The sequence below is a fragment of the Vibrio sp. McD22-P3 genome (assembly GCF_021568915.1).
GTDB classification, from domain to species: Bacteria; Pseudomonadota; Gammaproteobacteria; order Enterobacterales; family Vibrionaceae; genus Vibrio; species Vibrio mediterranei.
On the sequence record NZ_JAKGTN010000032.1, the window covers coordinates 23278 to 36640 of the forward strand.

The window sequence follows — 13363 nt, forward strand, 5'->3', positions numbered from 1 at the left end:
ATATATTATGAGTGTGTTCAAACTAGCTTTTCCGAAGATCAACTACTCCGGTGTTGGCTCAATTGAAGCATTAGTTGAACGTCTGACTGAAGAGCATGGCAGTGAAAAAGGTCTTCTGATCTGCGACCCGGCTCTGGTAGAGCTCGGCTTTGCTGACAAACTTCTCAGCAGTTCGCTTAACCTGATGCTTTTCAAAGATGTGCGTCCAAACCCGGACACCAATACCGTGAACAGCGCATACAAGATGTATTCTGAGTCTGAGGCGCAGTTTATTATTGGTTTCGGTGGTGGCAGCTCAATTGATACCGCGAAAGCCATCAAAATCCTTTCTGCTAATGATGGTCCGATTGCAGCGTATAACGGTATTGAGAAAGTAATAACGCTTGGCGTTCCTCTGTACGCAATCAATACCACTGCAGGTACAGCGGCAGAAGTGACGAGTAACGCAGTGATCACTGATACAGAGACACACGTTAAACACGTAATTATCTCGGACAAGATCATTCCGGAAATTTCAGTGAACGATCCTAGTGTTATGCTTGGTGTTCCAAGCGGTACAACGGCAGCAACCGGTATTGATGCATTAACACACGCGGTTGAATCTTTTGTATCTGTTGGGGCACACAAACTAACCGATTATATTTCTCTGGAAGCAATCAAAACCATCGCGCAAAACTTACCAAAAGCGGTTGATGACGGCACAAGTATCGAAGCACGTGAAATGATGGCATACGGTCAGTTTATCGCCGGCTTGTCATTTAACAGTGCAGGTCTGGGTATGGTTCACGCAATGGCTCACCCTGCCGGTGCTCACAAAGACTTACCACACGGGGTATGCAATGCAATTCTATTGCCTGTCGTGTGTGAGTTTAACCGCCCGTACTGCATTGAAAAATTTGCCCAGGTTGCCAAGGCGCTTGACGCAGACACCTCTGGTATGACCGTTGAAGAAGCAAGTCTGGCAGCGATAGATGAACTTCATGCTCTTAACCGCCGAGTAGGCATCCCTGAAGGCTTTGCTCAACTAGGCGTAACGGAAGAAGATATTCAGAGCTGGGCAGATGATGCTCTGGCAGACCCTTGTGCAGGCGGTAACCCGCATCCAATGACTCGTGATCAAGTAATCGCACTGTATAGAAAAGCACTGTAGCTCCGGAAGATTCAGTATTTACTCTTTGTTCCGCAACACAAATGCCAACAAAACCATGTTGGCATTTCCCTATTTCCCCTATATCCAGTTGAAATTTATCAACACTGTTTGTTGCGTATGCATTATCAACCAAGTCTTGGTACTTATGTAAGCACCAAGACTTTCTGTTTATGTATCTTGTCCGTAATTACGGCTGCATTCTAGATCTCTCCTAATCCTGTTTCTAATTATTCTCTGGTATGCAGGCTCCTTTGCGCGTGTGATGAATAAAGTCTGCTATCAGAAAAAATAGGTAAATCTGCAGAAATAGAAGATTACACTAAGCACTCGGCTATCAAACTTTGAGGCATGAGTAAGCCAACCTCGTAAGATAGCTAGTTGAGATAGTTCATGTGATTCAGTGGACGGTATGGATAGATTCCTGTTATCACAGGAAAGACGGTAATTAGCGAAGATCTGATGAGATTTAGATAGCAAAACGCCGCTTATAAAAGCGGCGTTTTCAATGGGTGGAAGCCCCAGCCACATCCCGGCACACAAGTCACTCGCTGCGGCTGCTTCCTTCCGGACCTGACCGAGTTCACGAGCTATTGTTGCGGGAGGACCAGGGCCTCCATAGATTTTGTTGCGTTGCTTGGTGAAGGGTCACTGTTGCAAGGCGTGGGAGGATTATCAGGTATCGTGACGATGAATGCAAGGCCATCACTGCAAATTTGTACCCTAAGTAGATTAAGTGCTTACAGAATAGTCAAAGCGCAGACACTGTAGTCAATGTCTGCGCTTTTACTTGTTCAAAAAGGGCTTTAAGGTTCTTGCTGTTCTTCGTCTATGCTCAGAATGTAATCGGTCATCCATGCTGTGCCCAATAAACAGAGCCAAACAACAAATACTGGTTTAGGCACCTCTATCGATGGCACCACGACTAAGGCGGCAAAACCTACCGTGGGCAGTGTCCAGCACAACAGCTTGTTCCAACGAAATGTTTTCAGCCTTCCGAGACTTTCCATCGAAGCTAAAATTCCGGTCATACACAAAGATACCAGCGCGGCGTATGGCAAACCGGCCGCCCAAATTGGCAATATCAATGCTAATGACCACCAGCTATGCTCAGTTGAACCTTTCCAGTTTCGCGCCGCATACCAAGCAACGAAAACTGAGAAAGCTTGAACGAGTGTTACCATAGGGGTGCCACCTAATTTACCCGCGGATTGGGTGAGCATAATACCCACATTCAGGGTCAAGACTATGAGCCCTATGATGCTGACGACCCATATATTACTTCGTTTGGAAAACGCGACAGAAAACACTGGGATTAGTATCCAAACCGCCACCGACATCGCAATGGACTGAAGGGGCAAAGTGAGGCCATATACCACCATTGATGCAAGCAGCATCAGTCCTGCTATGCCACCCTGAGGCAAGATCCACAGCGCAGGGATCATCATCGCTAGCACAGGGATATCCCCTTCGGTAACGCTGATAGTTCTAGCACAAACTACAACAAGTAGACTTGTGATTATGAATTGAAAAACGGAAAATACCATAGCTCCTCCTTATTACCTATCCTTGGCAAAATGAACTAGGACATCTTCAGTATGGATCAATTTAAGGCGCAAATCTTTGCAGTAATTCACCAAATTCCACTTGGAAAAGTCGCGACTTACGGCCAAATTGCCAAAATGGCGGGCTATCCGGGTTATGCGCGCCATGTTGGTAAAGCCTTAGGCAACTTACCTGAAGGCAGTGCATTACCTTGGCATCGAGTGATTAATGGCAAAGGGGAGATATCGCTGAAAGGAGATGATTTTTTGAGGCAGAGAGCGCGATTAATGGAGGAAGGTGTGGCATTTTCAATCAAAGGTAAGGTTCGTTTGAAAGAATTTGGATGGCAGCCATAACTGCCATCCAGTGATAGGTATTAGCGCACGCCAACTAACATCATATTTACGTTTGCTGTTTGGTTCGCGTCTGTGATAACAGGGTATGAGGTGTCACTGATAAAACGCAGCTTGCCATCTACTTCAATGCGAGCGCTCACACTATAAGTATGCTTAGCTTTAATATCTGCCATGTCGTAGCTTAACTCAAAATCAAACGGCACTTGTGCACCATCGGTTGTAAAGGTTTGCTCACTGATCACTGGGGCAGCAACGTCTTGTAGCGATACATCTTGAAGTTTCACTGTCACTACGGCATTAGGCGGTAATGCAATACGCTCTCTGTAAGCAATTGTGCCTTTCACTGATGACATACTGTCTTCCATCTTCTTCTGTTGTTCAACTTGAGATGCCGCGTCTGATTGAGGTGCAGATTGACACCCTACCAAGCCTAGACCTAAAGCAATAACCAGCGTGCCGATGAGTGTCTTTTTCATGATGCCTCTCTTGAGTTTTTGATTACAACCTGTGCAAAAAACAGGAACAATATGCAATAAACATATCAGATATATGGTATCTCGCTTAACAAAAACACGCTTTTTTTCAATAAATTCACCCAATTCCTACATTTTTCTCTGCTTGACGAAATTGACAGCAAAACCCACACTTGGCTAATAAAGTTATGAATAAAAGATGGGTGCTATGAGTAAACCACTAAGCGATTTATTAGAACTATTACAGCTAGAACAGCTCGAAGTTGACTTGTTCCGAGGGCAAAGTGAGAACCTTGGTTTACCGCAAGTTTATGGCGGCCAAGTGATTGGACAAGCGTTGTCTGCAGCGCGTTATACCGTAGCTGAAGATAGAACAGTTCACTCCTTCCACAGTTACTTTCTCTACCCCGGCGACCCAGAAAAGCCCATCATTTACGATGTAGAAAACCTGAGAGATGGCAAGAGTTTTAGTACTCGCCGCGTCAAAGCCATCCAAAATGGTCGCCCCATTTTCTACTTAACGGCAAGTTACCATGGTGAGGCTCCGGGCTTTGAGCATCAAAGCGCTATGCCAGAAATACCGGGACCAGAAAACTACGCTTCAGAATCTGAATTGGCAGCACGAATCGCTGACTTTCTCCCAGAAAAGCTTCGCAAAGCTTTTTGCGGTGAAAAACCAATTGAAATGCGTCCGGTGACCGTCATCAATCCATTGAAGCCAGAGAAGGCAGAACCCAAACAATACCTTTGGATTCGTGCGAACGGTGAGATGCCAGACAATCAGCTTATCCACCAGTACCTACTTGGATACGCATCTGATTGGGGTTTCTTAACTACCGCACTGCATCCCCATGGTGTTACCTTGTTAACCCCTAAATTTCAGGTTGCCACCATCGACCATTCCATCTGGTTCCATCGTCCTGTAAAAATGGATGAGTGGTTGTTGTACGTAATAGATAGCCCGAACGCTAGTAACTCTCGAGGATTGGTTCGTGGCGAAATTTTCAACCAAAAAGGTGAGCTCATTGCTTCTTCAGTTCAAGAAGGGGTTATGCGCTTTACCGACGAAACGTCACGATACTAATAAAAAGGCGGGGAATCGTCCCCGCCTTTCGTCCTTACTCTGATTCTCAGGTTAGTGAGGGTATTTGCCCCACTTTCGATTGATTAGATAATTCACCACACGACGAGCGAATCCTGAGTAAGGTGAATGTAAAAAGCCAATCGCTGACATCTTGCCTTGGTGCATGATTGGACGCAGTTTAGAAAAAGTCTCAAACCCTTCGCGCCCATGATAATGCCCCATACCACTTGGTCCTACACCACCGAACGGCAAATCATGCTGTGCCACATGAAGCATCACATCATTGATAGTTAGCGCGCCGGACATGGTGTTTTCCAACACCGCTTGTTGCAGTTCTTTATCATCAGAGAATAGATACAGCGCCAGTGGTCGGTCACGTTCATTAATGAAATGGTAAACATCGTCCATGGATTTGTAAGTCAGCACTGGCAAGATAGGACCAAAAATCTCTCTGGTCATGACAGGCTCATCGCAAGCGGGGCTTACCACTAAATGTAAAGGAAAACGTCGAGTCTGAGCGTCTGGCTCACTTGCTGGGATAAGGTTAATCACCTCGCCCTGCCCTTCCTTCGCCGATTGAAGCGTCTCGTTAAGACGAGTAAACGACACCTCATCTATCACTGCAGTGTAGTCTGGGTGGTCAATGGTTTTATAACGACTCTTCATCACTGATTTCGCCGCTTTAATCACCTGCTTGAGCTTGTCTTCCGGTACTAACAAATAATCTGGTGCCACACATGTCTGCCCAGAGTTATACACTTTGCCGCCAAGGATACGCTTTAGTGCTTTCTTCACATCGTAATCTGGTGCGATGATGGTTGGCGATTTTCCGCCCAATTCTAAGGTCACCGGTGTTAGATTTTCTGCCGCCGCCGCCATAACCTTGCGGCCCGTCGCACCTGAACCAGTAAAGATAAGATGGTCAAATGGCAGTTTTGAGAACGCTTTACCCGTCGAGCCAGTTTCGGAGATAAAACACACTTCATCTTCGGTAAATGCACTGGAAAATGCTTGCGCTAAAGCTTGGCAGAGATGAGTTGAGTTCTCCGACATTTTTACCATGACACGGTTACCCGCAGCTAACGCGGCGGTCATAGGCCCCACTGCCAAATAAAGGGGATAGTTCCAAGGTACGATAATCCCAACGACACCTAACGGTTGAGGCACGACTTTATTTTTCGCAGGCCAGAACCAAACTGAAGTATGACGTTGTTTTGGACGCATCCATTTTTTTAGCTGCTTTCTGGCATCAATAATGCCATCAATGGAAGAAAAAATTTCTAGCAGCGCTGTTTCTGTTGAAGAACGATGCCCAAAGTCCTTAGCGATGGCTTCACAGATCTCAGATTGATTCTCTCGCAGGATTTTTTCCAGTTTGAGCAGGTTGACGCGTCTGAGTTCGCGACTAATACAAGGAGACTCTTTAAATGCGACTTTCTGTTCTTGAAGCCGCTCTATCATCTGTTGTTCATTGAGTTCAACTGCACTCATTAATGCGCTCCTGTATCAAGTAATGTGTCTAATAGTTGTTGGCACTCCGCTACCGTCATCTCTTCAGGTACCGGATACTCACCAAACGCTTCCTTAATCGCTTGTTTTGCCAAGCGAGGAATGTCGGACTTCTTAAGCTCCGGTATCACCGTTGGAATATTCAGAGTACGGAGCAACGAATCGACATTTTCAATAAAGTGATGACTGTCTTTATATCCCAAGGCCAACGACAGCTTTGTCAGTCTTGCGTTATCTCTTTGTTCAATAAAGCGAAGTACATGGGGCAATACCACCGCATTCGCCCTACCATGAGGAACATGGTAAAAAGCCCCTAGTTGATGGGCAATTGCATGAACATAACCAATATAAGTTCGGGTAAACGCCAAGCCAGCCTCATAACTCGCTATAGCCATTTTTTCTCGCGCGTCTTTGTCACTACCTTGCAGATAAGCAGCTGGAAGATAGTCGAAAATTGCTTGAATTGCGTTGATTGAGCACGTTTCAGTAAAGGTATTTGAATATTGGCTCAGATAGGATTCAACGGCATGAGTTAAGGCATCCGCCCCCGTTTCTGCGGTAATTTGTGGGGGTAAGCCCAACATAATATCAGGGTCTAACACCGCCACTTTCGGGACTAAGAACGGATCGGTAATAGAGCGCTTCATTTTGGACTCTACATCGCTGACTACCGCCGCTACCGTCCCTTCAGAGCCTGTGCCTGCTGTTGTTGGAATCGCAATAATGGGCATCAGTGGACGGTGTACTTTAAGCAATCCCGTCAGCTTAGAGACATCTTTGTTAGATTTCGCACTGCCAGCAATCGCCTTAGCGCAGTCCATTGGTGACCCACCTCCGAACGCAATAATGCCATCGCAACTCTGCTGTTTATAACGCTCAACGCCTTTGCGAACCGTGGCAAAGTCGGGGTCAGGAAGGACTTCATCAAACAAACTGTATTCAATAGCGGCGGCGTCTAATGCGGCCAGCATATCATCGAGCAGCCCCAGTTTTCTCAACACTCCATCCGTTACCACTAACGGCCTTTTCACTGAATACTGATGACATAGTGATGGAACGTTAAGCACTTGACCAGAGCCCGACAAGCACTCTGGCTTAGGCACTGGTACCATTTTGATAAACGGTTTTTTTACCGACACCATTAACTGATGCAGCATATGACACTCCTTTGCCTGCCAATTTTGATATGAATCTAGTCTATTTTTATAGAGTGATTACTCAGACGAAGCAAGCTTGATGGCAATAAGTTGAGAGCTTTTACTGAATCAACGTATCGGTAACGCCGTGGTGTACTTCAACGGTTCCATGGCAAATGTCGAGGTCACATTAGATAAACCATCAATACTATTGACCAACTTTTTGTAGAACTCATCAAAACATTTCATGTCTTTAACCAGTACTTTCATCATGTAGTCATACTCACCCGCCATGCGATAAAACTCCATCACTTCAGGAAAAAGTGATGCGGTTTCGACAAATTCTTTATACCACTCATGTGAGTGATCAGTCGTTTTGACTTGCACGAAAGCGGTGAATGACAAGCCAAGCTTTTCTGGGTCTAGCAAAGCGACGCGCTTTTCAATAATGCCGTTGTCTTCAAGCTTTTTTAGGCGCTTCCAGCATGGGGTCGTGGTCAGGTTGACGGCCTCTGCCAGATCGTTCAACGACAAGGTGCCGTCTTGTTGCAACAGCGCTAACAACTTCTTATCAGTATTATCTATATCCACAAACAGCTCCAAATAGAAAAGTTTTCTACCTATAGGGGAATTCAAAGTCAATATAGCAAAGTTTTTCTCTTGATACGTAGGTAAATTATCACCATACCGATAACAAAGTAGGAAACAAAACTTATGTGTACCGATATTAAATGGATTAACAGCGCCGTTCGTAAAATTGAGGCAGACTTCCAACGCTCAGCCGATACGCACCTCATCAAACTCGATCTTCCAAGCATCGAGGGTATCGATGTTTATCTAAAAGATGAAAGTACACACCCTACTGGTTCGTTAAAACACCGCTTAGCGCGTTCTCTTTTCCTTTATGCGCTTTGTAACGGTTGGATCGGTCCAAAGACGACAGTTATTGAATCATCATCAGGTAGCACTGCGGTTTCTGAAGCTTACTTCGCGCGCCTACTTGGTTTGCCATTTATCGCGGTTATGCCAAAGAGCACAGCTCGTAAGAAGATCGAGCAAATCGAATTCTACGGCGGTAAAGCTCACCTAGTTGATCGTCCTGACCAAATCTATGCAGAGTCTCACCGCTTAGCGAAAGAACTTAACGGTCACTATATGGACCAATTTACCTACGCAGAGCGTGCTACAGACTGGCGCGGTAACAACAACATTGCCAACTCGATTTTTAATCAAATGGAGCTAGAAGATCATCCGATTCCTACATGGGTAGTAATGAGCCCAGGAACTGGCGGTACATCTGCAACAATCGGACGCTTTATACGTTATCAAATGCACGACACTAAATTGTGTGTTGTCGACCCAGAGAATTCCGTGTTCCATGACTTCTTCAAAACAGGTAATGCTGATATTACCGGTGACTGTGGTAGCAAAATTGAAGGCATTGGCCGTCCTCGTGTGGAGCCTAGCTTTATCCCAGGTGTGGTCGATGAAATGCGCACCATTCCTGATGCGGCAAGTATTGCTACCATCCACTGGTTGGAGAAAATGTTAGGTCGTAAAGTCGGGGCATCGACAGGTACTAACTTATACGGTGTGTTGCAATTGGCTGGCGAAATGAAAAAGCGCGGCGAGAAAGGCTCTATTGTCACCCTACTATGTGACAGTGGCGAGCGTTACCTAGACACTTACTACAATGCTGAGTGGATTAATAACAACATTGGCGATCTACAACCTTACACTGACAAGCTACAAAGCTTCGAAGCGACAGGTGAACTGGCTTAATCTTCAATGAAGACCAAACGCCACTTCGGTAAGCGAAGTGGCGTTTTTATTTATTCAATTCCTAGCTTTAGACCTCAATTGCAATACGGTGCCAATTTGCCTAACTCAATAGCAGTTGTATCCCAATTAAACTCATCATTATCACTCACATAATAATAGATCACACCATTCGGCAACATCACAAACTGTATGCCACCATAGCCCGACATAAACGGAATCATCACCTCACATCCTGAATCAACCATCACAGATTTACCCCACATACTATTGGCATAATATTTATTAGTGATTGTCGTCGGCAGCGGAGGTGACGTTGGGTCTTCAAATAACGCGATCGCTAGTTCTGCTGGATCCAGTAGTTGTTGACCATTAACGGCGCCCCTATCAATAGAAGTGAACTTAGACAACTTCACAATATCATCGCTCAGGAAGGTCAAACCAAATCCACCAAATGGCATACCTTCACTGTCATAGGTGCGACGGGTGTCTTTCGAACCTTCATCAATACCCAGTGGCGACCAAATATCCGCCACCAGCACGTCATTGAATACATCAAAGCTGCTACCTAACTGACTCTTGGTAAAATTCTGAGCTGCAACGGTTGCAATATAGGTATCGGTCGTGTGATAGATAAACAATGAACCCGGCACCGACTTACGAGGATAACGACTTATTGAGTAATCGAGTTTGTCTTGGTGGCCTAGGACCAGAAAGAAGCCAGTATCATTAGCCGTCGAGCCTTCATCACTCATAGAACTTGAGGACAATCTATAGTTACCCGTCGCCATATCCAACGCATGGTTCGGTGTTACATCTTGCCAATCCCCTTCTGGATCATTGGCAGTTTCTGGTACGAGTGAAGTCAGGTCAGTATTCATGTAGCCTGGATACATAGCCTCTAGCCTCATCGAAACCGTACCCGCAAATGCGGTTTTAGCCGTTGAATAAGAGGGCATTCTCAAGCGATCACAGTACGGGTGCACACCTTGTCGTGTACTGCATTCAGCACGGTAGTGAACACCGTTGAAAAACACCCCATAAGCGGTCATATGCTCCGGCGTCACACCACTACCAATATTGGCAAGGTTCAAGCCAATAGATGGATAGTCACTAACAAGTTCACTCAAGGCTCGCGTTTCAATTTTCGAGCGCTCATACGCCTGATGAGCTTGTTTGAGCGCTAAGCTGTCTGCGACAGTATGAGGAGTATACGTAGCGGCTACACTTCCCCACATATCAAACTGATAATACAGACATGTTTCAGAGGCGATCTGATAAGCGACCTGACTAACAGATTGATTATCAAAGGTAAACATCATTAGGCCATTATGGACACAATTCGAGTTCTTTTGGATAAGAGAAAACGGAATGGCTGCCCGGCTTGAACCATTGTCCGAGTTTTCTTTCCATACTCTCCCCGGCTCTAAAATGTACTCCCAGTATGGATGAGAGCCAAGATTAATACCGCGTTCTACAGGAATTAAGTGGGTACCACTTTGAACAAATGAGAAGGAGAAGTCCGGAATATGCTTTCTAGGATCATCACCATTCCCAGTGTAACGGAAGGTATCTCTATGCTCGGTAAACTGGCCGACTCCTGCACTCTCAGGGGCGATAAGAGTTAACGTCCCTTCAAAATTATGCTCTGGTTGAGCAGCCTCACTCGGTAATGCAAACGCCTGAGTTGTCGCTAAATAGGAAACTGCATTGCTACTGTTAAGCTCAGAATAACTCAGTTGGTTACGACTCACATTCCCACTGCCAGTGAGCGGTTGATAATTCTCCGTATACTCTCCGCTGTTATCTTCAACACCATAGCCACTTAACGTCACTTGAGCGGTTGGATTTTGAGGATCATTACTATCTAGGCTAAGTGTTCCGGTTTTTAATCCAGATGTCGTTGGCTCAAACTGCACCGTCACATCACAAGAGGTGCTGTTATTCAGCGTGACTCCATCACAGCTATTATTGACTAACACATAATCCGCGCCAGAAACTTGAGCACTGTTAATGGTGAGCGACTGCATTCCTGAATTGGCTACCGATATTCGCTTTTGAGTTTGACTATCAATCAGCTGGTTACCAAAGTTGGCTTGCTCCGTTACAACAATACTTGGATTCTCTCCGCCCGAATTGGCTGTTCCTGTTACTGACACATTCTCCACATAGCAATGGTCAGCACCACCCGTTTGCGCTCTAAAACGAAGGGTTAGGCTGTTGCTCGAAAGAATAGTTATCGACGATGGATAAAAATCGCCACCGTCTTGCCCATTAGTGAGCGCTGACATTTGAGTGTAACTGTTACCATCGTCCGTAGAGTATTCTGCTATACAATAATCAGCTGACTCAAGTAGTCTTGCTGCGAGCAAATAGTCCACATTAATATCACTATAACCGCTGACGTTTATTACTCTTTCTATTGAACCCGTTTCTTTTAGATAAGCCGATAAACCATCAATAACGACAGTGTCACTGGTGCTGGTATTTCCATAAGCAATCCAATTAGACAACCCCGAATTAAAGTCATCATAAAAAAGCTCATCCGCTACTGTTGGTACTGAATAAAGCACAACAGATACTAGCGAGAGACAGAGAGAAGGCTTCATTCTATTTCTCCAAATATAAAGTCAATGTTCTTCCCTGAATAGGGACTTTATGATTGCCGCACTCTGAAATATTGCACTTAATGTCGCACACAATTGACGGCTCACAATCGAACTAATAATAGAAAAGCCAAAATACCTGATAGGTACCAGTTGCCACTATTTCGTGGTACCAGCAAATTATTATTCCCCTCAATAACCATCTTAATCTGGTACCAGAAAATAGTGCTAACTGGTACTAAGCCGAGTAAACCGATTCGCCTATTCTCAACGTTACATTAGTTGGGAGAATAAATAATGGAATATATAAATAAAAACGAGCTGCTCGCTGCATTTAATAATCAAGCTGACCATTCTATTGCAGTATATAACCCACATGATGACTCCATTGTGGGATATATACCTTCTCTTTCCATTGAAGATATTAATCACAAAATAGAACGCTCTAAGGTCGCGCAACAAGAATGGCAAAATACCACCGCCAGCCATCGTGCCACTATTTTGAATAAGTGGTTCGAGTTGGTAACTGAGTACAGTGATGAGCTAGCGCAAATCATGACGCTAGAACAAGGCAAACCGCTGACCGAGGCTAAAGGTGAAGTGGTTTATGGCGCCAGCTTTATAAAGTGGTTTGCAGAGGAAGCCAAACGTACCTACGGTGACACTATTCCTGCTCCTGCTGCAGGAAAACGACTCATGACCACTAAGCAGCCAATAGGGGTGACCGCTTCCATCACGCCTTGGAATTTTCCTATTGCCATGATCACTCGAAAGGTAGCCCCAGCGTTGGCTGCAGGTTGTAGCTGTATCGTGAAACCTGCGAACCAAACCCCTCTATCGGCTTACGCCATCGCTGAGCTTGCGTATCAAGCTGGTCTTCCCAAAGATCTGCTGTTTGTTATCAATAACCACTCTTCTGTACTGGTTGGCGACCTACTTTGTCACCATGAAGATATTAAGAAGCTGTCATTTACAGGTTCCACAGAAGTAGGTCGAACCTTACTTAAACAGACCGCTAACACCATAAAACGTACGTCGATGGAACTCGGTGGCAACGCGCCCTTTGTCGTCTTTGACGATGCGGATATTCCTGCTGCCGTTCAAGGCGCTATCGCCTCTAAGTTTCGAAATGCAGGACAGACTTGTGTCTGTGCCAATCGCTTTTATGTTCAAGACGCTATCTATGATGAGTTCGTTGATCAGTTTGTGTCTGCCGTCTCACAACTCAATGTTGGCTATGGCTTGGAAGCCGATACCCATGTGGGTCCACTGATTGATAGCAAAGCTAAAGACAGCATCTTAGCGCTGATTTCTACGACGTTGCAGCAAGGTGCCAAGCTGCAATACGGTGGCGATAAGTTATCGGGTAACTATCTACAACCAACCGTCCTGACCGACGTATCCAGCGATATGGACATTGTACAAACTGAAATATTTGGCCCCGTTGCACCGGTGATTCGATTTGAAGATGAAAGCGATCTCATCAAGCAATGCAATGACACCATCTATGGCTTGGCAAGCTACTTCTATACCAAAGATATTCAACGCGCTTTCAGAGTGGCCGACGCATTAGAGTTTGGGATGGTAGGCATCAACGAAGGCATAATCTCCACCGAAGTCGCCCCATTCGGAGGTATTAAACAATCTGGTTTCGGCCGTGAAGGTGCAAAACAAGGGATCGAAGAATACCTAAATACTAAATACATCTGCTTCGGTAATCTCTAACTC

11 protein-coding genes and 1 other RNA gene are annotated in these 13363 nt (G+C 45.3%); 5 read left to right on the forward strand and 7 right to left on the reverse strand.

Annotated elements, in window-relative coordinates; translation table 11 throughout:
- Positions 1-7 precede the first annotated feature (7 nt).
- On the forward strand, positions 8-1150 hold the full coding sequence (locus tag L2W36_RS25275; protein WP_236111892.1) for an iron-containing alcohol dehydrogenase: 1143 nt from the start codon (positions 8-10) through the stop codon (positions 1148-1150).
- 513 nt (positions 1151-1663) lie between these two features.
- On the opposite strand, the gene ffs is transcribed toward L2W36_RS25275, so the two are convergent.
- Positions 1664-1760, reverse strand: an RNA gene (gene ffs / locus L2W36_RS25280) — signal recognition particle sRNA small type.
- 193 nt (positions 1761-1953) lie between these two features.
- Positions 1954-2694, reverse strand: a complete 741-nt coding sequence (locus L2W36_RS25285; RefSeq protein WP_031496556.1) for a hypothetical protein — start codon at positions 2692-2694, stop codon at positions 1954-1956.
- 51 nt (positions 2695-2745) lie between these two features.
- Between L2W36_RS25285 and L2W36_RS25290 the strand changes: the two genes are divergently transcribed.
- Entirely contained in the window at positions 2746-3048 is a 303-nt protein-coding gene (locus L2W36_RS25290; RefSeq protein ID WP_236111893.1) for an MGMT family protein, read from the forward strand.
- Positions 3049-3068: 20 nt separating this feature from the next.
- Here the strand turns inward: L2W36_RS25290 and L2W36_RS25295 are convergent, their stop codons facing one another.
- Positions 3069-3524: a YbaY family lipoprotein gene (locus L2W36_RS25295; RefSeq protein ID WP_236111894.1), complete on the reverse strand. Its 456-nt coding sequence runs from the start codon at positions 3522-3524 to the stop codon at positions 3069-3071.
- A 205-nt stretch (positions 3525-3729) separates the two neighbouring features.
- Between L2W36_RS25295 and tesB the strand changes: the two genes are divergently transcribed.
- Positions 3730-4605 carry an acyl-CoA thioesterase II gene (tesB, locus tag L2W36_RS25300; RefSeq protein WP_038222333.1) on the forward strand — a complete coding sequence of 292 codons (876 nt, stop codon included), beginning with the start codon at positions 3730-3732 and terminating at the stop codon, positions 4603-4605.
- Between the two features lie 51 nt (positions 4606-4656).
- Here the strand turns inward: tesB and L2W36_RS25305 are convergent, their stop codons facing one another.
- The 3 genes from L2W36_RS25305 to L2W36_RS25315 form a co-directional block, all read right to left on the reverse strand.
- On the reverse strand, positions 4657-6096 hold the full coding sequence (locus tag L2W36_RS25305; protein ID WP_236111895.1) for a coniferyl aldehyde dehydrogenase: 1440 nt from the start codon (positions 6094-6096) through the stop codon (positions 4657-4659).
- Positions 6096-7271: an iron-containing alcohol dehydrogenase gene (locus tag L2W36_RS25310; RefSeq protein WP_236111896.1), complete on the reverse strand. Its 1176-nt coding sequence runs from the start codon at positions 7269-7271 to the stop codon at positions 6096-6098. Before L2W36_RS25310 ends, L2W36_RS25305 begins: the two co-directional genes overlap by 1 nt.
- Positions 7272-7379: 108 nt before the next feature.
- Positions 7380-7841, reverse strand: coding sequence for an Lrp/AsnC family transcriptional regulator (locus L2W36_RS25315; protein ID WP_063605778.1), 462 nt, complete (start codon positions 7839-7841; stop codon positions 7380-7382).
- A gap of 123 nt (positions 7842-7964) precedes the next feature.
- Between L2W36_RS25315 and L2W36_RS25320 the strand changes: the two genes are divergently transcribed.
- Positions 7965-9032 carry a PLP-dependent cysteine synthase family protein gene (locus tag L2W36_RS25320; RefSeq protein WP_198557464.1) on the forward strand — a complete coding sequence of 356 codons (1068 nt, stop codon included), beginning with the start codon at positions 7965-7967 and terminating at the stop codon, positions 9030-9032.
- A gap of 74 nt (positions 9033-9106) precedes the next feature.
- On the opposite strand, the gene L2W36_RS25325 is transcribed toward L2W36_RS25320, so the two are convergent.
- Positions 9107-11638 (reverse strand): choice-of-anchor D domain-containing protein, encoded by a 2532-nt coding sequence (locus L2W36_RS25325; RefSeq protein WP_236111897.1) that lies wholly within the window; start codon positions 11636-11638, stop codon positions 9107-9109.
- 294 nt (positions 11639-11932) lie between these two features.
- Between L2W36_RS25325 and L2W36_RS25330 the strand changes: the two genes are divergently transcribed.
- The gene (locus tag L2W36_RS25330) at positions 11933-13360 is read left to right on the forward strand and encodes an NAD-dependent succinate-semialdehyde dehydrogenase (protein ID WP_236111898.1); all 1428 of its coding nucleotides are present in this window, start codon (positions 11933-11935) and stop codon (positions 13358-13360) included.
- Positions 13361-13363 lie beyond the last annotated feature (3 nt).

What these genes read in the sequence shown, in the direction of transcription:
- L2W36_RS25275 (WP_236111892.1), top strand. Translation starts at nt 8, where the DNA reads ATGAGTGTGTTCAAACTAGCTTTTCCGAAGATCAACTACTCCGGTGTT.
- L2W36_RS25285 (WP_031496556.1), bottom strand. Translation starts at nt 2,694, where the DNA reads ATGGTATTTTCCGTTTTTCAATTCATAATCACAAGTCTACTTGTTGTA.
- L2W36_RS25290 (WP_236111893.1), top strand. Translation starts at nt 2,746, where the DNA reads ATGGATCAATTTAAGGCGCAAATCTTTGCAGTAATTCACCAAATTCCA.
- L2W36_RS25295 (WP_236111894.1), bottom strand. Translation starts at nt 3,524, where the DNA reads ATGAAAAAGACACTCATCGGCACGCTGGTTATTGCTTTAGGTCTAGGC.
- tesB (WP_038222333.1), top strand. Translation starts at nt 3,730, where the DNA reads ATGAGTAAACCACTAAGCGATTTATTAGAACTATTACAGCTAGAACAG.
- L2W36_RS25305 (WP_236111895.1), bottom strand. Translation starts at nt 6,096, where the DNA reads ATGAGTGCAGTTGAACTCAATGAACAACAGATGATAGAGCGGCTTCAA.
- L2W36_RS25310 (WP_236111896.1), bottom strand. Translation starts at nt 7,271, where the DNA reads ATGCTGCATCAGTTAATGGTGTCGGTAAAAAAACCGTTTATCAAAATG.
- L2W36_RS25320 (WP_198557464.1), top strand. Translation starts at nt 7,965, where the DNA reads ATGTGTACCGATATTAAATGGATTAACAGCGCCGTTCGTAAAATTGAG.
- L2W36_RS25325 (WP_236111897.1), bottom strand. Translation starts at nt 11,638, where the DNA reads ATGAAGCCTTCTCTCTGTCTCTCGCTAGTATCTGTTGTGCTTTATTCA.
- L2W36_RS25330 (WP_236111898.1), top strand. Translation starts at nt 11,933, where the DNA reads ATGGAATATATAAATAAAAACGAGCTGCTCGCTGCATTTAATAATCAA.